The organism is Photobacterium sp. SKA34, assembly GCF_000153325.1.
Taxonomy (GTDB): Bacteria; Pseudomonadota; Gammaproteobacteria; order Enterobacterales; family Vibrionaceae; genus Photobacterium.
The window spans coordinates 67,893-84,624 of the sequence record NZ_CH724146.1; the positions used below are offsets into that span (position 1 = coordinate 67,893).

Annotated in this window: 11 protein-coding genes; 3 read left to right on the forward strand and 8 right to left on the reverse strand. The window is 39.8% G+C overall.

The window, feature by feature from the left end:
* The first annotated feature begins 125 nt into the window (after positions 1 to 125).
* Positions 126 to 1,028, forward strand: a complete 903-nt coding sequence (locus tag SKA34_RS21170; RefSeq protein ID WP_006647473.1) for a LysR substrate-binding domain-containing protein — start codon at positions 126 to 128, stop codon at positions 1,026 to 1,028.
* 181 nt (positions 1,029 to 1,209) lie between these two features.
* On the opposite strand, the gene SKA34_RS21175 is transcribed toward SKA34_RS21170, so the two are convergent.
* Positions 1,210 to 1,551, reverse strand: coding sequence for a hypothetical protein (locus SKA34_RS21175; protein ID WP_006647474.1), 342 nt, complete (start codon positions 1,549 to 1,551; stop codon positions 1,210 to 1,212).
* 162 nt (positions 1,552 to 1,713) lie between these two features.
* Here SKA34_RS21175 and SKA34_RS21180 point away from each other — a divergent pair, with 162 nt between their 5' ends.
* Entirely contained in the window at positions 1,714 to 2,100 is a 387-nt protein-coding gene (locus SKA34_RS21180; protein ID WP_006647475.1) for a hypothetical protein, read from the forward strand.
* 47 nt (positions 2,101 to 2,147) lie between these two features.
* Here the strand turns inward: SKA34_RS21180 and SKA34_RS21185 are convergent, their stop codons facing one another.
* The 3 genes from SKA34_RS21185 to SKA34_RS21195 all read right to left on the reverse strand — a co-directional run bounded on the left by SKA34_RS21185 (position 2,148) and on the right by SKA34_RS21195 (position 4,367).
* A complete protein-coding gene (locus SKA34_RS21185; protein ID WP_006647476.1) occupies positions 2,148 to 2,912 on the reverse strand; it encodes a hypothetical protein in 765 nt (254 codons plus the stop codon).
* A complete protein-coding gene (locus tag SKA34_RS21190; protein WP_006647477.1) occupies positions 2,902 to 3,753 on the reverse strand; it encodes a hypothetical protein in 852 nt (283 codons plus the stop codon). The genes SKA34_RS21185 and SKA34_RS21190 overlap by 11 nt, the downstream gene beginning before the upstream one ends.
* 296 nt (positions 3,754 to 4,049) lie before the next feature.
* Positions 4,050 to 4,367, reverse strand: coding sequence for a hypothetical protein (locus SKA34_RS21195; RefSeq protein ID WP_006647478.1), 318 nt, complete (start codon positions 4,365 to 4,367; stop codon positions 4,050 to 4,052).
* A gap of 107 nt (positions 4,368 to 4,474) precedes the next feature.
* Between SKA34_RS21195 and SKA34_RS21205 the strand changes: the two genes are divergently transcribed.
* Positions 4,475 to 5,652, forward strand: a protein-coding gene (locus SKA34_RS21205; protein ID WP_086004105.1) for an IS3 family transposase whose coding sequence is annotated in 2 segments (ribosomal slippage) — positions 4,475 to 4,733 and positions 4,733 to 5,652 — 1,179 coding nt in all. Because the reading frame shifts where the segments join, the coding sequence is not laid out codon by codon here.
* Positions 5,653 to 6,579: 927 nt separating this feature from the next.
* Here the strand turns inward: SKA34_RS21205 and brxL are convergent.
* From brxL to pglX, 4 genes are all read right to left on the reverse strand, one after another.
* On the reverse strand, positions 6,580 to 8,658 hold the full coding sequence (gene brxL, locus SKA34_RS21215; RefSeq protein WP_039861060.1) for a BREX system Lon protease-like protein BrxL: 2,079 nt from the start codon (positions 8,656 to 8,658) through the stop codon (positions 6,580 to 6,582).
* Between the two features lie 66 nt (positions 8,659 to 8,724).
* Complete coding sequence (gene pglZ / locus SKA34_RS21220) at positions 8,725 to 11,310, reverse strand: BREX-1 system phosphatase PglZ type A (protein WP_006647481.1); 2,586 nt, start codon at positions 11,308 to 11,310, stop codon at positions 8,725 to 8,727.
* The gene (locus tag SKA34_RS21225) at positions 11,307 to 13,181 is read right to left on the reverse strand and encodes a DUF262 domain-containing protein (RefSeq protein ID WP_006647483.1); all 1,875 of its coding nucleotides are present in this window, start codon (positions 13,179 to 13,181) and stop codon (positions 11,307 to 11,309) included. The genes pglZ and SKA34_RS21225 overlap by 4 nt, the downstream gene beginning before the upstream one ends.
* Before the next feature lie 9 nt (positions 13,182 to 13,190).
* Positions 13,191 to 16,724, reverse strand: a complete 3,534-nt coding sequence (gene pglX, locus SKA34_RS21230; protein WP_006647484.1) for a BREX-1 system adenine-specific DNA-methyltransferase PglX — start codon at positions 16,722 to 16,724, stop codon at positions 13,191 to 13,193.
* Positions 16,725 to 16,732: the final 8 nt, after the last annotated feature.

Here is a 16,732-nt window from a genome sequence, read left to right on the forward strand (position 1 = left end):
ACTTCAATTAAATGTCCTGCTAAAAATGAATATTTCATATTGTTTTCACTATATTTTAGTTTTTAGCGACAATAGAGAGAAACGATATATACTTACGGTTATGTAAGTTTTTCTAACAAATAAAAATGAAGCATCTACCGCCATTAAAATCGCTGCCTGTTTTTCTCAGCGTATGTGAACACCTTAATTTTTCTAAAGCAGCCAATGAGTTGTGCGTCACTCACTCCGCAGTTAGTCAAAGCATTCAAAGCCTTGAAAGCTACCTTGGAAAGCGTTTATTTCACCGTACAACACGCCAAATGACGTTAACGGAAGATGGAAAACGCTATCGACGTGCCATTCAGGAGGGGGTAAATATCATTGAGCAGGCAACTCTTCGAGAGTTAACCTCTCAGCAGCAGATCTCTGTCAGTATTATTCCTTCATTAGGGCTAAAATGGTTAATTCCTCGAATGCCGGCATTACAAGAAAAGTATCCTGATATTGATTTACGCTTCTCTACGCATTCGACGTTGGCATTAGAGCTTCTTCCCCATAGCCTTGATATTGCTATTTGTTATGGTGAAGGAAATGAATGGCCTGAATACAATGTAGTTCCTTGGAATGAAGATAGATTGGTGCTAGTGGGTAGTCCCTCAAAAAAACCTTTTCCTGATGATTTAAATAACTACTTTGCTGAACAGCCAACGATTTGGGTTAATCGCTCTCTACGTGACTCTGATTGGACACATTGGTGTCAAAGCCTAGGCGTTGATGTACCTAACAACACCAAACGACGTTATTTTCAAAGTTCAGTGCAGGCAATTGAAGCTGCTATCGCAGGGTTGGGGGTTTTTGTTACACATCGAATGTTTGTCAACGATGAAATAAAAGCAGGCTTATTAGCTGAGCTTACTCCACATAGTGTATTAAGCCGTTGTAGCTATTTCATCGTCAGTAAGAAAGAAAACCAGAACAAACCAGAAGTACAAAACGTTATTGCTTGGCTGCAAGACACGCTCAAACAAGAAAAGTCAGCAAAGTCGTGATTGGCAGGTGGAATACTCTCTTATCTTTCTTAATAAGAGAGTGTTAAAACTAGAGACAAAGTATCGTATAAAATAAATTTGTGTAGAGACAATAAAGTTTGCCCGTAAGTGGGGAATGATACAATAAAGTTTGCCCGTAACGAGCCCCTTTCATCACCTTGCTTGAAACATTTGGAATGAACTAACTCAAAAATTGCTCTTCATACTTGCAAACGATATCAGCAAGCTTGTTTAGTTCTTTTCCCAAAGCAGTATCAGGCTTGGCCCCCCACAATTGCTCTATCCGCTTAAGAGCAAACTGATGTTCGACTGAGTTAGATATTTTACATTCCGTCAAAATGTCTCTAATAGCGATTAACAGATCGGAGTCATCTTTGAGGAAAGTAGCTTTTTCCTCATTTACAGCGTCAAAGATATTATCGTAATTGATAGATTCCTCATTTTGAGCGAAACACCTATTAACTGTTGATTCTGCAGTCTTTTTATTTGCAACCTCTGTTTTTAACGATGACTTTTTATTCATTCAGAAGTAACCAACTTTAAAGATACACTAGTCTCATTATACTCCGTTTTAAAAGAGTAAGTCAGAACGCTATGCATTAAAGTTGGCTCCTGGCATTAAGTTGCGATTCAGTATCAAGTGCTACTTTAACCAAATCTGAATAGGCTTACTTAAAGTGTATCTATGACCGAACTAACTAAAATGGAGCGTAAAAAAGAGCTCACCCGACTTAGGAAGCAATACCCACTAGTAGTAAAATACATCCAAAAGAACATGCCTCCGAACACTGACGATGACCTCTCATTGATGAAGTTAAATAATATACAGTATCAAGCACGATTGCGAAGAGTCAGTAGTGAAGTAAGTACTTATGCTGATGAAATTAATACCTTCTGCTCTATTAACAATAGTCGTCTAAATTTACTAAATATAAAATTAACTAGTGCAGTGAGTTTGTGTAAGCCTAGCTCTCCACGTTATCCAATTCGCGTCCAGCTCTGTTTTGCACTAGAACTCTTAGAACAAATAGCGACACAGGCAAGTATTACAAAACACAAAATATCGACATAACCATACACACATGTCGATATCATCAACATTTCTAGTTATTCAAGCCATTAAACAAACTCAGCTTCACTCTCACTCACCTCAGGCAGCAACATCCTAAAGATTTTCATAGACGACGGAGAAAGGAAAAACTCGTGTTGTTCGCAATAATATCCAAATAACATCAACTGATGACCTAGTAGCTTGCAGGATATAGGAGATCTCAACTCCTTATTGTTACTTAAATGAGCGAGTTGCGAATCAGGCCCAAGCTTGGCCGCGCCGTAACAGATCAAAGCCATTACATCCTCCAAGTTTATTTGATGGATATCTTTGCTAAGCTCATGCCTAACCGTCGCGGATAACTGAGCTACATTAAACTTCATTGCTGTAATGATTTGAGTTACTAGCTCATCATAGTTAGCGAGTTTAGTTTCTAGTGGGTAACGCCGCCACTTTGTTCCAGGTCGATAGGCACAAAATGAAACGCAAAGCTGTTCCCTTGCAAATCCATCAACCTCTTTAGCTATGTAACCTTTTAACTTAAGCGCTAGCTTTATCTGCTCTATATCATCGATATTCACTTTGTAATTGATAGATAAACGAATGTGGATATCACGTGCAGGCTCAATAAGGTAGATCTCACCCCAATGCGTCACTTGAATATCGAACTTCTGCACTTTTAACTGCTTAAAGAGTGCTTTCACAAAGACCTGCACATCAGAATACTGTTCTTTCGAAACGTCGATGCCACCAACTTGCCTTCGATGAAACAGAAGAATGGCTCTGAGCTTCCTCACCTTTCTTAGCTGTTGCAGCTTGCTTTCAATGTTCATGCTGCGATATCTCTATCGTAAAGCTTTCAACTCGCTTACCGACTTCTCCTTTCTGAGTGATATTTGCGCCACGAATAAATAACCACCCATCAGAATAACTTGCCGACTCGACCACCAGCTGAAGCTTCTTGCCACGTGCAACATCCGATGACACCCAATCTCCGCTCTGTACTTTCAGACATTGGTAAAGCAGCCTCATATTGAGCGCTTCTATTTCTTGCTCCAGTTGTTCAACAGCCTGAGTGAAACTATCGACTTCTTTCCTGAGTAAATCCTGATGCGTATCTAAATCGACATTAATGACCGCCGTCACCTCATCCAATTCACTCATGGCCTCCCCAAGCCTATCAAGCGCATAAGATTGTTCGAGCCGGCGGCCAAGTTCAGCGTCTTTGGCTTCTATTTCCGCAATGAGGCTTTTTACCAACGGACTAACATCGACAACGGGATCAGCGTGCTTGAATTGGCCTGGATTTAAGAGCAACTCCGCTATCGGTATTTTACAGGTTTGAAAATGTGGTTCATCAAACGGCGGAAGGAACCCGGTAAGAAACACCGCCTTTTCAGTCACGTTAATGAAGCTCTTCACTTCGTGATGATAGCGTTGGCTTAACTCATAAAACCAACGCGCCTCTGGTAGGCATTGAGTAATTTGATGAAAGCCCTCTTCAATCAACCGTTCCCTCAAGCTCAGCACCTGAGACACTAATTCATCATGGAATGCACAATGACAAAACAGCGGCTGGACACGCCCCGCGTGATACATACCATAATATGTTTCAACAAAGAGTGGCTTCACCTTCAAACAATAAACCCGCTTTTTCCCTGCTTTTTGCACCATAACCCTCCTTTATTTGTACATCCCCCCTATACATTTAGGTAGAGATAGCACTAATAAAAATACCTTTTATGGGATAGTAACTATATTAAGAGTCTACTGTTCAAGGAGCTTACCAAACACACAAACCGAGTCGTAGTGGCTTGCGATAGAGATAACTAATTCAATTATAGAATTTTTGCGACTGGTACTATGCGTTTATGAGAGTGAAAAATGGAGGTTGAGTTGTGGCTCAGATAACATCGATTATTAAGTTAACCCACACGGTAATAATAGAACTTACCTGTAGTGGATATGTTTTAACCTAAGTTAAAGTATGACTTATATGAAAAAGAGCAATATCCATACTTTTTTATCAGTGTTGCTACATGAGGTAAATGCTCATGCAAAATGCAAGCAGCCCTTACCGCATCATCATCGGTACAATTTTCAATATCTCTTTTTTCACATAGGAGTAAATTTTTTTTCATCTCATCAAATGAGAAAAACTCGACCCCTAATGAAAAGTAAGGACCCAAAAACTCTTTAATTTGCTCTTCTGTTCCAGAAACCAAGATATGAGTTAAACCTTCGCCTGTAGCAAAATATTCAACAAATCCAATAACATCTTGGCTCATACTCGCTCCTATATCTATGGACAGTAGTTATGTACTGTAGTGGCATAGTGAATTTGGTCACTTAGTTAGAGGTGATATCATCACTTCATACGTTAACAGGTGACACTATGACAAATCGTACAAGACGACTATTCAGCGCAGAATTCAAGCTCGAGGCTTCACAGTTAGTGATTGATCAAAATTACTCAGTGGCAGAAGCCGCCCAAGCCATGAATGTGGGTAAATCCACGATGGATAAATGGGTTCGTCAGCTTAAACAAGAACGACAAGGCAAAACGCCAAAAGCTTCGCCTATGACCCCTGAGCAAATAGAAATTCGGGAATTAAAAAAGAAGTTAGCTCGTCTTGAAGAGCATAATGAAATATTAAAAAAAGCCACGGCTCTGTTGATGTCGGACTCACTGAACAATTCTTGATGATCAAGAAACTCAAGCAGAGCTATAGCGTAAAAACATTATGCGAAGTCTTCAATGTTCATCGAAGTAGTTATAACTATTGGCTAAAGCGTCCAACAGCGATTAGGGCGGAAACAGTCAAACTTCGCAGCTTAGTTAGTGAGGCCCACGCAGCAAGCAACGCCTCTGCGGGAGCGAGGACTATTGCAGATATAGTCACAAATCAGGGTTTAAAACTGAGCCGATACCGAGCAACAAAACTCATGAGAGAGCTTGGTTTAGTCAGTTGCCAACAGCCAAAGCATCGATACAGAAAGGCTTCTCAAGAACATGTTGAGGTTCCAAATCACTTGGGCCGACAGTTTGCTGTTACCGCCCCAAATGAAGTTTGGGTTGGTGATGTTACGTATATTTGGACAGGAAATCGCTGGATGTATTTAGCGGTTGTTATTGATCTTTTTGCCCGCAAAGTGATTGGTTGGTCGATGTCTTTATCACCTGATTCCAGTCTGACAGGCAAAGCTCTTTCAATGGCTTATGAGTCGCGTGGTAAGCCGAAAGGCGTCATGTTCCACAGCGATCAAGGTAGCCACTATACAAGTCGAAAGTACCGTCAATTACTGTGGCGTTTTAAGATAAAACAGAGTTTATCTCGCCGAGGAAATTGCTGGGATAATGCACCAATGGAGCGTTTCTTTAGAAGCTTAAAGACCGAATGGGTGCCAACAGTGGGTTATCGTAGTTTTGCTGAAGCTCAACAAGAGATCATCCGCTACATTATCGGGTATTACTGTCAACTCAGGCCGCATCAATATAATGGCGGCCTAACTCCCAACGAATCAGAACGATTATATTGGGAAAACTCTAAAACCGTGGCCAATTTTAGTTGACCACTACATACCCCCTCACTAAACATTCCAGCGACTGAGATGAAACACTACTCTGTTAGTAAACTTCACTAATAATAATGTAGCCCATATTTCATAAAGAAATCATAATAACTGTCTACGTAGTTTATAGACTTGGGCTTGTTAGCTACTTCCAATCTAACAACTTGACAGGACAATCCCTATGATGAGCTCACCGATAACACTTTGCAGTGACAATAGAGTTAAAGTCTGTGTTCTCTAACGTACAATCGTTAGTTGATTTTTAAGCTAAATACCAGTCAATAATAGCTCTCATCTAAAAAGTGAGATAATTACTCCTATTTCTGTCAGTTAAATAAACAGTGCTCGAAAATGCCCAATTGGAAGACTGGCAATTGAAGCACTTTCCTGACAGGGCTGACTGCAAGCAATTAAAAATATTGGCATACTTACCACAACACTTTTGAATAACAGTATGTAGACTGCACATCCTTTTGTCGTGTATATCACAATCTATAAAATACCCCCAATTTAGTCTAAACCACGCAAACCCATAGATTTTTATTTGCTCTCTGAAACATTCAATACAGTATCTTAATTCAGTTCGACTATTTAAATTGTTTTTATTACCTTCATTCTTCCCCTTGAAAACATAATCTCCAACGTAATTGTATACTTCGGTGTTGGTATACCTATATGGTGTATTATTTGTCAGAATATGTTCAATATCTTTAAACGTTAGCGGGGTAAAATATGTTCTTTGTTGTTCATTCAATATAGGTAATTCACGAATTACACCTGAGTCACTTAAAATTCCCGCCAAGTCTCTAGTTTGCTGCAGCTCTCCAGCAATAGTAAGTACTCGAATCAAGTAACCATGTATTAATTCATCTTTTTTTATCTTAATCATGCTTCGCATTCCGGCAAAGATGAACAGAGCAGGCATTACTATTCAACTTTTATAAACGTAACTTCAAACTGCTTACAAGAGCGGTGTTTCTGTAATCTTGTTGATAAGCTAAAAGCATCATTTACATCATAATGTTGGAAAATGTCTAAGCCACGATCTAGGGACACTTTCCAGCCAATATCGGTCACTATGTGTCTTGCGTGCTGACTACCTGATGTGTCAAATGAATACGCGAACTTGATACCTACTGCAAACATTGAGCTTTGGATTTTATCAAAGTATTCACGTTGCTGTTCGCCTTTAAATTCATCCTCAACAGTGACTAAACTGACAACAACTTCATCTTCCTCTGCTTTTTGCTTAACGATCGTCTCAAGTAATTCCATCAAGTTTTTTGCTTGATAGAAAATACGAATATAGGGATCAGTAATTGTAATGTGCTTTGCACCTTTCAAGTAAGGCCCAATTAAGGAGTCATAACTGACCCCTCGTTGATTCTCAGAAAATGTTAGATGCTGCTCTTTTAAGGTAGGCTCATCACTAACCGTTGCTGAGGAAGCACCAGCAATTGGCTGAACCTTATGATCTGACTCCTGATAAGAAGGTATTTCAGGTTCAGGCATCCCTATATCAGTTACATCACCTACAGTTTTGTTGAAGTAGTTAGGGTATTGCAGCTCTTCAAGAGTTTGAACCGGTGTCTCGTTGCCTGCTTTATCTGTGTAAGCAAAGTTAACATCAGCATAGGTGCTATCAATTCTAAACAGCTGATCTTTGACCCGCTTTCTACCTTCCATTGAAAACTTTAAGATCTCTTCAATTTCTTCTTCAGAAGCCCCCCCTTGCGGGAATAATATCTTCATTAAGCCTGAAAAAGTTTTATGAATCGCATCCCTATCACGAGTAGATATCTGCGGTGATATTTTAAAGTATTCACTATAGTGATCTGAATAGTCTTGGTTCCTTAAATGACGAAGCACCTCAGCAAGGTAATCAACCACAAACCCATAGCTGCTTGAGAACATTTCACCACGAATAATATCTATTTCCCAGCCCGGAATGTAAAAATGAAGACGATCTAAAAAGGCTGAATCATAGAATTTTTCAGGCAATGCGTCGAATAGGTCTGAGTGCTTCAACATATAGGGTACGCTGTGTTCAGTATTACCAATAAATGCCATTGATGCATCTGCACCCAACATTTCAACACCACGAGAAAAAGACTTGTTCGCCATATAGTTTTTCATGATATCGACTAAAGCTTTATCTACTTTCTTTTGTTTTCCTGCAAATTCATCAAATGCAACAGTATCCCAGTAACCGACTAAGCCTAACTTTCCACTAGAGTTATTCACGAATAGTTTGGGAACTGTTACTTCACCACCAGATATTAAAATACCGTGAGGCGAAAACTCAGAGAAAATATGCGATTTACCAGTACCTTTAGGGCCTAGTTCTATTAAGTTGAAATTACGCTCACAAAAAGGGATTAAGCGCACTAACTGCATCAGTTTGCTTCTGCGACCAAAAAACTCTGGGTTGAAGCCAATGCTCTGCACCAGTACATCAATCCACTCATCAAGACTAAACTTACTACGAGCGCCGATATAACTGTCATAATCCAAATGAGACATTTGAATTGGTTTGATGGTGCTCAGAATCCAAGGGCTAGCATCTTTATCTTCAGTATGATCATACTCTACGTCTGCAATAACCCAAACACCACCGACCAATAGCTTGGGATGCTTTTTTACTGTTCCAGAGTCAATCAGAACTTTTTTAATACCAAGATTTGAGAACTCTGTTTCATAGACATCTTTTTTGTCATTTAAAGAGACACTTACCTTATCAATGACTTTATGACGACCCTTTTCACGAATGGTAGAACGAATTAACCCAGCTTCATTACGGTGAACATAATGTTTAGCTAAAATTTCCTTAACTGTTTGGATGCCGGACTCAATACTTGCTTCATCGCTAGTTGCACAATACTGCCCAAGTAAGTATTCCAAAACATATGAAGGGACAATTGCATTGCCTTTTACGGTCTTAACCAGATCCTTTCTTACAACAAGGCCTGCAAATTCACTACAAATTTTTTGATTGAGTTCGTTCATTTGTTTACCCACATATTAAGTATGCCAAAGTCCATTTCAGCTTTTTCCGTTTCTATATTCAACAGATTAAAAATCAAAATCAGATGTGAAAGACCGACGAATGGTATAGCGCAATTGTTTGTAATCTTGGAACTGATTAGTTCCAATCACGGGCTCTTCTAACTTTAAGAGGACTTCTTCGTTATTTGCAGATTCTGCTTCTTGATTAAGTAAGAAGCGTAACTTCATCTCACGTTCACGTGGATGCTCAGAGGTCAGGTCTAGCTCAACAGTATGGCTATCTGAGATCAATGTGCCTGATTCGGTATAGATGCCTAAACGTAATGTTCTCGCATGGGTCTTATCAGTAACCGCTTCTGCTTGATATAGCGTAACTGATATCTGACCACTAGTAATAACACTAGAGCCACTTCTAAGCACATCAACATCCACCATTTTAGTATCACTCGAACGTTTCTTATTGATGCTAATAACTGGAACGATTACTTCCTGGAGTGAAGCGCCACCATGCACAAATCTACTTCCTGAACCACTTAATCGCAAACGCTGGATACCTTTTGGTACCACTGCATGAACATCACCGCTTATACCAAGTTCTATGCTACTAAATGCTTTTAGTGACTTCCCGCATGACAAACCCTTACCTAGTACAAATCGTCTGTCGTTATATAAAATGTCACCTTCAATATCTTTGGCCAAATAGTCACTCTCATCTAGAGTACTATTTTGATAGATAAATCCATGATCCGCAGTGATCAAAATATTACTGGCATTACCATTAGTAAGCTTTTTAACAAGCTTAGTTAAATCATCAAAAGTCTTTTCGGCAGCTTCAAACGCTTCACCTTCAGACTGCATTTTATCACCGGTATGGTCAATGCGATTATGATAAACATACAAAACATCATTAGCTTTCACTAATTCTCTTGTATTAGCCTGATTCATTTCAATGAGGTCTTTAGCTAGAACTGCACTCGCTCTTTCACCGTGAATAGTTTTTAATATTTTATCTCTACTATCTTTACCTTGTGTAGAAAGCCCCCCCATCAACACAGTACCCGTTTTATTGTCAGCTAACTGTAGCGGGTAATCTTTAGATTGTGGCAATAATGATGCCATTCCTAATTGTGTATAGCTTGGCATTGCGGATAAAGCATGGTTAAGGCTCGCTTCATAACGATCTTCCTGCCTTATCCTACTAACCATCTCTTCACCAGCTTCATAACGGAAGGCATCAGATATAATCACGCATACTTTTTTCTTCTTTGCTAAATATTGACCTACAACATAATTTTCGAAAAACTTATTTTGAGAGATTACATCCGGCACTTGCCAAGAGCCCATACCATCAACATGATGCTGCCATGCATTTGTAAGTGGCTGTACGAAGCTATTAACATATAAGTTTTCTATCTGCTCGGTTAATATACTAAGCAAGGTGTGCTGAGAGGAAACCTTAAGCGCATATACATACTGACGATAGAGCTGATCAAGCTTAAACCACTGGCTTGTATACCTGTGTACGGCTTGAGTCGCGCTTGGCATATCAAGCTTAACTACATCTAACAGTGCAAAAAACTGGCAGGCAACATCAACCGCACTGTATAGCAGTCTATATTCACTATACCAATGGCCATGTCGCCGCTGACGACACCAAAGGGCAACCTCACCTTGAGATAGAGTTCTATCAGCTACACCATGAACAAGGTCGTGAATAACTTTTCTATCTATAACACTGAAATAATCTAAATCTAGCACTTCCCTGATCGATCTATGTTGTAAATCTCTCTCGATATCCATAAAGTTGGAACATTGCTCAGAAAGCCATTCAAATGTCCGTTGATGGGCCCGGCTATCCTTCCAACGCTTAAAAAACACCAAAGCGTTATTTGTCATATTATGCTTTTGAGAAGCGTCTGAATCTATTCTCGTTCCTTGTAGCCCTGTTGAAAGTTCAGCTAAATAGCAAAACTTAAATAACTCAAGAACAAAATCCTTAACTGATGGACTATCAGTTTGATAACCATAACTATTAGTTACCTGTTGCCATAAAAATTGTTGAAGATTACAACGTTCAATAAACGAATATAGTTTGCCAACGGCCATATCAGCCATCAATAACTCTAAAATGACATCTAATCTAGTATCACCTTTTTGCTTCAAACCGACTGAAATCGCCAACATTTTGAGCCTAGCACGGCTAAGGGTGTCATCGGGTTCAAGTAAGCCCTTCAATGTTTGCTTTCTTGATTCGGCTTCTGAAAGCGCGTCTTGCTCTTTCCCTTGAGGTTCGAAAAATGCCGTATGGTTCTCTATCAACTCGGAAAACTCACTCGGCAACTCAAGCTCACTTAGCCAAATAGCCACTTGATCAGTTCTAAAAGTGACATTTGCAAGCTCTACGTCATATAGCCAGTTATTGAGCGGCTCAGGTTGTTTCCCCTCTTTGTACAACAAAAAGTTTGTTTTCGGCGCACCACGTAACAGTCTATGTTTTATAGAAAATTCATTATTATCAATTTCAATTTTTTCAATATTTTCTAGCTCTAAGGCTTCATAATCGGCACGAAGCTCTTGCTTATCATCATACCAAAAAACAATTCTGTGCTTAGCAAACAAGCGCTTTAGCGCAACAGAAATTCTTGATGTCATGCTACTTCCTCATCAACGACTTCTTCATCAAGGCCATCATCGATACTTTCTAGGCTTAATACATCAGTCATAAAGACTCTATCTTGCAACCTAATTCTTAGCGCTGCTCTTCGAGCTGCGTAGAATGCCTTAAATTCAGAAAAAGACAAACTCACAGTCTCATCTAAAAGCAGGCTACTTTTCGTTAGAGTGACCCCAGAGGCCTCTATCCACTCCTCTAGTGGCGCTGCTTTTTTAGACATGTTTTGTGAATCATTCAACAGATGTAAATTTGCAATGCTATTCCAATGTTTTTGGTCTGTATAAAAAACCATGGCTTCTTCATTTTCTGATAAAAAATCGACCTGTTTTAATTCATTTTTATTGAAAGCTTTACTAGGGTGTAAGTGATCAATGTGAAATGTTTCTGTAGGGTTCATCTCGGGAAATAGTAGATGTAACAAAGCTCGACATCGACCCTCACCATATTGAATGTCCAACAGACTCTCAATGTATTCAGCATTAAATCGGAGGTCTTTATTGGAAGCTTTATACCTGTCAATTATCTTTTCAAGTGGAAACTGTGGCTCGTCATTGAACTTTTTTAATACGTCCCTCATACCAGAGAGCATTGTATCTGAGTTGCCACCGAAAACTCCTTTTATCAATGCCATATAAAACCACTGACTAATCACTTTTCGTTGCTCAAACTCTTTAGATAGATTATTTATCCTATGAAATAAAGGTTCTCCACCAGACTCTTTCGTATACAGGTAGTAGCAGATAGGGATAACCGCATTCTTAGAGGTTAAGGACTGGGGGTTTATACCAAAGCGCCGAATAGCTTTAAAGGTTTCTTTTATGCAGTGCTTAATTGCTTCCCACTGGCTCTGAATTGCCTCAACTTGCTCTGCTTTAAAGTTCTTCACCTTAAATTTCACATCTGATTCAGTGAGCATCAGGCAGGTTTTAAGGATCCAGTCCCTCCCTACGTAAAAGCCCATCTCAGCACTTTGATTAATCTCCTTTACTAAGGTATCAATCTCCTTACGGAAATCGCCATTCCAGTTAGCAACTGCAATAGACATCAACAGATCTGAGAAATCGAGCTTGGTGCCGCCACTATTTGTTCTGATAAACACATCCAAAACATGATCAATTTTCTGCTCTTTTTCATTAAAATAGTGAATAAGCTTCTGACTGCGAATAGCAGAATAGAGCTTTAGCAGTGTTTTGCGAGCAAACGTGTTCTCTTGCAAGCTATGCTTTGCAACATAGGGCAAAACTACATTCATCAAAACATCATCAGATTCGCTAAAAGAAGCTTCCCGTAAGATGTTGTGCAGGCAATACCAGTGATGTTCACCTCTAGACTCTTCAAACTGTTTGTCAGTTAAAAAACGAAAGTTATACTGCATCATTGACTCATTATCATCCGATTCAATCGGCATTAACAAATCTAGATACAGTTTCCGAGGTGGTAGTACTGTATCGTCCTGTGCATTGGGCCACCACACTCTAGGCTGCTTATAAGCGTAGGTACTGCACAAGCCAATATATAAAGATGTCAAACGCTGCTGCCCGTCGATCACTGCCTGGAAGTTCTTAAAACTAGCATCAGTAGGTACGTGCGGGTTCTCTTCATTAAAGCGCTGACAATAGCCCTCTATAAATTTGTAAAATTTATAATTATTCTTAATTTTACCTTCTTTAACTTCCCACATCATAAAACTGTTGATCGGGTAGCCACGCATTAACGAGTCAAATAACACACAAATCTGGTGACTACTCCAAACAAATTTGCGCTGAATAGCGGGCAAGAGAAAATCGTTACTGCGGATTTTCTCTACAGCCTCAATAATACTGATCGCTTTTTCGTAATCACCAGCCATAGCTATCCCTTAAGACAATCCTGTCACTTTTTTAAGTGCTTTACCAAATAGCGGGTAGTTATGCTTCACCCCATCATCCAAATCAATTTCTGGTGGCTTACCAGCTAACGGATACAAGGTCTCATGCTCATAGTCGTTAATCTCGTCTAGCACCTTGTTGACATTCTGGATGGCTTTTATAGCCTTAGTTTTCTCCCCCGGTGAGGCCGATGCACTGATCTCTATTTGCTCATAGCTCTCTTTACGAGCCTGCAGCTTAGTACGGAATTCACGCAGGTAATCATTCAGCACCACACTCACCGTATCGGTGCGGTAGCGGTGCATATAGATCAAGGCATTGAATGAACCTTTAGGGCTAGAGAACATCCAGTAAATAGGGCGCTTTTTATAACATTTAACATGATCGGTATAGAAATCTTTCAAGAAGAACTTCTTGATATCCTTACCGATAGCGTCTTCGATAAATGTTAAGTTTTCGGTAAAATGTTCTTCGCCGAAAGTGACCTTCAAAAACTCATTAAAGCGTTCGGTGATATCATCTTCAAACCAGTCACCATCAAAATCGATTAATGGGATGACGTTATCCTTGTCGGGCATAAAGGATGGTTGGGGGACTTGTTTTAGATAACATTCAAGCGTATCGCTCTGGTTAGCTAAGATTAAACCTTCTTTGTCTAACGAATAACGGCCAAAAATACAGCCTACCGCATAAGAGATAAATGCAATTAGAGTATCCTTCTTAATTAAGGACTCTAGTTCAAGTTCAGTCTTGTCAGTACCAAATCTATAATGAGGATTAAAACTTAATGTTATCTCACTTAAGGGAACATCTGGTGTCAATGTATCAGATAAACCGTAGAGATTAATAAAAAGCCGATTATTATCCTCTTCAATCCTTTTCATACGCAGAGTTACATCATTCCAGTTTGTTCGTAGTTGTTGATAAGAGTCCTCTAACCTGGTTTGACGGTGACGATAAGCTGCAACTGGAGAAAAAGTAAAGTCACAAGACATTTCACTTGAGTCCCAGTCTTCCTTATGAATCTTTATTGACTCATTTCTGGTTAATTTTAACTCATCTGTGGCAGGCACTATTAACGGCATTTTTGCCATCACACCAACTTCAAAATTCAATGTTGGAGAAAGAAATTGAAGAAACGATAGTGCTACTTTTGAATTGGAAAAACATAGTACTGCATCTTCCGACGATGACTCATCATAAAAGCATGGCCCGGCATCGCCAGGAATAATCCCATCAGGAAACCAGCGGAAACTACATCTCCCACCGCTAACTTTTGGCCAAGTAATAGCCTTCTTAAAATATAGATCTTCACTAGGAATAATAGCCTTCCCTGATGCCTTTATCTCTTGGCCATCTTTCCCCCAATTAACAACATCTTCAATATTCCCATACCACTTCCTAAATGTTCCACCTGAATTAAATAAAAACCAATTACAACCACTTTTCTCAGCAGCTTCCTTAGTAAGGCCTCTTCCTATATTGTCTAAAGAAACCTCATACCAACGACGAATGAATCTATCAGAGTCACCCGTCTGTAGCCCTCGTCGAGTCTTACCCACGCGACCAAATGGCTGAGCGGAAGAGAATGTTTCAATAATTTTAGTTTCTACCCAATAGGCAATCGGAGAGCCAGGTATAGCATTAAAATGATTTGCAGATACCTGAAAAAGATAGTCACATGTCTTATTCGCAACAGCCTCTAGAAGTGATTGTTCTTTTTCTTTCTCTGATCGCCCTTCAACTAATCGGATATAATCACCTTTAAAGCTAATATCTATTCCATTACGCAGCACATAGGCTGTAGTTGATACAACTTCACCGCCGATACTATCAAATGCCCGAGTTCCTAGATGGCACATTGATACTATTGTAGATTCTTCAAGTAACTTTAACCTAAGCTTCTCAAAAGATGACAAAAACATCCAGCTCTGCATATTTATCATTGCAGAATAGCCTGATTTAACTACAAGCTTTAAATCTCGTTCAATAAACATCGAAAATAAGTCAGATCTGCTGTCAGGGTAATTATCTTTCGCCCATTTAGACAAGCGGTTATTCATTCCTTTACTGCCCATATAAGGCGGATTGGCAACTACTACATTATACTTCGGACTCAAGTAATCCGCCTGCTGCAACACTGTTAAAATAGACTGATGCGTATCCGCTAAAAAGAGTTCACCCGAAACATCTTTCCCCTCAAAAATAGCAAGAGTATCAGCTGGCATTTTCAAGGTTGGCTGAATTAGAGAACCCAAATTATCTGCCTCTTCAAACTCCTTTAGCGTTAACCTTAGTTCCTGACTAAAGAGATCTTTACCTGCAAAGTCGATATAACTATTCAGCTCATCATCGGAGAAAATCACCTTCTCTAAACGACAGATATTAGGCTTAACGGGGTTGCGAAAAAAACGACGTCGATTATTGCTTTTCCCTAAAGGATCGCCTTTAAGTGCTTTCATCGTTAATGCAAAAGCCGCCAACTCAGCAGCACGCTCATCAATCTCAATGCCATAAAGGTTTTTAGTGAGAATTAACTCTGGTATCTCAGAATCATCGTATTCACCAGTTGAGGAATAAATTGCATATAGTAGGTCATATGAATAGGTCAGCATGTGTCCAGAACCACAGGCAGGGTCACACACCTTAATATCTTCTGGACTGCTGATACGTAAAAAATCCGTTTCCACTTCGGCAGGCTTGATATAATAATCCATCTGATCAATCACTTTCGAGTCAGGATTATTTAACATCCACAGTCTGCCTAGAGAGTTCTCCACAAGGTAGCGTACTATCCAGTGAGGGGTAAACAACTGAGTGGCTGCGGGGATATTCTCAGGGGTGATTTTCTTGTTCTTCTTCAGGCCATCAAAGACTTGGTCTTTTTTCTCAGAGATATAGAACTGGTACAGCCAACCAATAGACTCAACCGATTCACAAGCCTCTGGTGTCATCGCCTCACGGGTATAAGCAAGAATAGAGTTACCAGATAACAGGTCATCCGGCATCAGCAGTTCAGTGTAGTCCTCTATACGCTCAAACAGATAGGGCATGATGCGGTGCAGGTCATTACATACGGCAACAATCAATAAGCGAAAAGCTTCTGACTGGCCATCACGACTGGCGATAGAGCCACCAAGCAGGCCAAATGTTTTTTCTTGAGTAGCTTTATTGACGATGCCTTCATCAATATGCCCCGCCTTGGCCTCAGTCAATATTTCTGGCTGGAACTGACCAGGTAAAGGCGATAGCACCATAATACGGTTGTATTGATTAACATCCATAAAGCGCAGTGCACAGAAACGGTTAAACCAGGTGTAGGCCACTTGTTCTACGAGCTGCTCTCTTGCCTTGTCATCTTGCCCGTGCTGTTTAAGTTTCTTCTCTAATTCCGCTACAGCACTAGGGGATTCACGGCGAGCTTGACTCTCATCAGCTAAAACTAACTTGAGTTTACTTTCGACCTGGTCGATTAAGCTACGGCGGGCGTATTGGGCGAACTTTTTAAGTCTAGATGTATCCATTATGAACT

Excerpts from the sequence above, each read along its gene's own strand:
- SKA34_RS21170 (WP_006647473.1), top strand. The coding sequence starts at position 126 with ATGAAGCATCTACCGCCATTAAAATCGCTGCCTGTTTTTCTCAGCGTA.
- SKA34_RS21175 (WP_006647474.1), bottom strand. The coding sequence starts at position 1,551 with ATGAATAAAAAGTCATCGTTAAAAACAGAGGTTGCAAATAAAAAGACT.
- SKA34_RS21180 (WP_006647475.1), top strand. The coding sequence starts at position 1,714 with ATGACCGAACTAACTAAAATGGAGCGTAAAAAAGAGCTCACCCGACTT.
- SKA34_RS21185 (WP_006647476.1), bottom strand. The coding sequence starts at position 2,912 with ATGAACATTGAAAGCAAGCTGCAACAGCTAAGAAAGGTGAGGAAGCTC.
- SKA34_RS21190 (WP_006647477.1), bottom strand. The coding sequence starts at position 3,753 with ATGGTGCAAAAAGCAGGGAAAAAGCGGGTTTATTGTTTGAAGGTGAAG.
- SKA34_RS21195 (WP_006647478.1), bottom strand. The coding sequence starts at position 4,367 with ATGAGCCAAGATGTTATTGGATTTGTTGAATATTTTGCTACAGGCGAA.
- brxL (WP_039861060.1), bottom strand. The coding sequence starts at position 8,658 with ATGAACGAACTCAATCAAAAAATTTGTAGTGAATTTGCAGGCCTTGTT.
- pglZ (WP_006647481.1), bottom strand. The coding sequence starts at position 11,310 with ATGACATCAAGAATTTCTGTTGCGCTAAAGCGCTTGTTTGCTAAGCAC.
- SKA34_RS21225 (WP_006647483.1), bottom strand. The coding sequence starts at position 13,181 with ATGGCTGGTGATTACGAAAAAGCGATCAGTATTATTGAGGCTGTAGAG.
- pglX (WP_006647484.1), bottom strand. The coding sequence starts at position 16,724 with ATGGATACATCTAGACTTAAAAAGTTCGCCCAATACGCCCGCCGTAGC.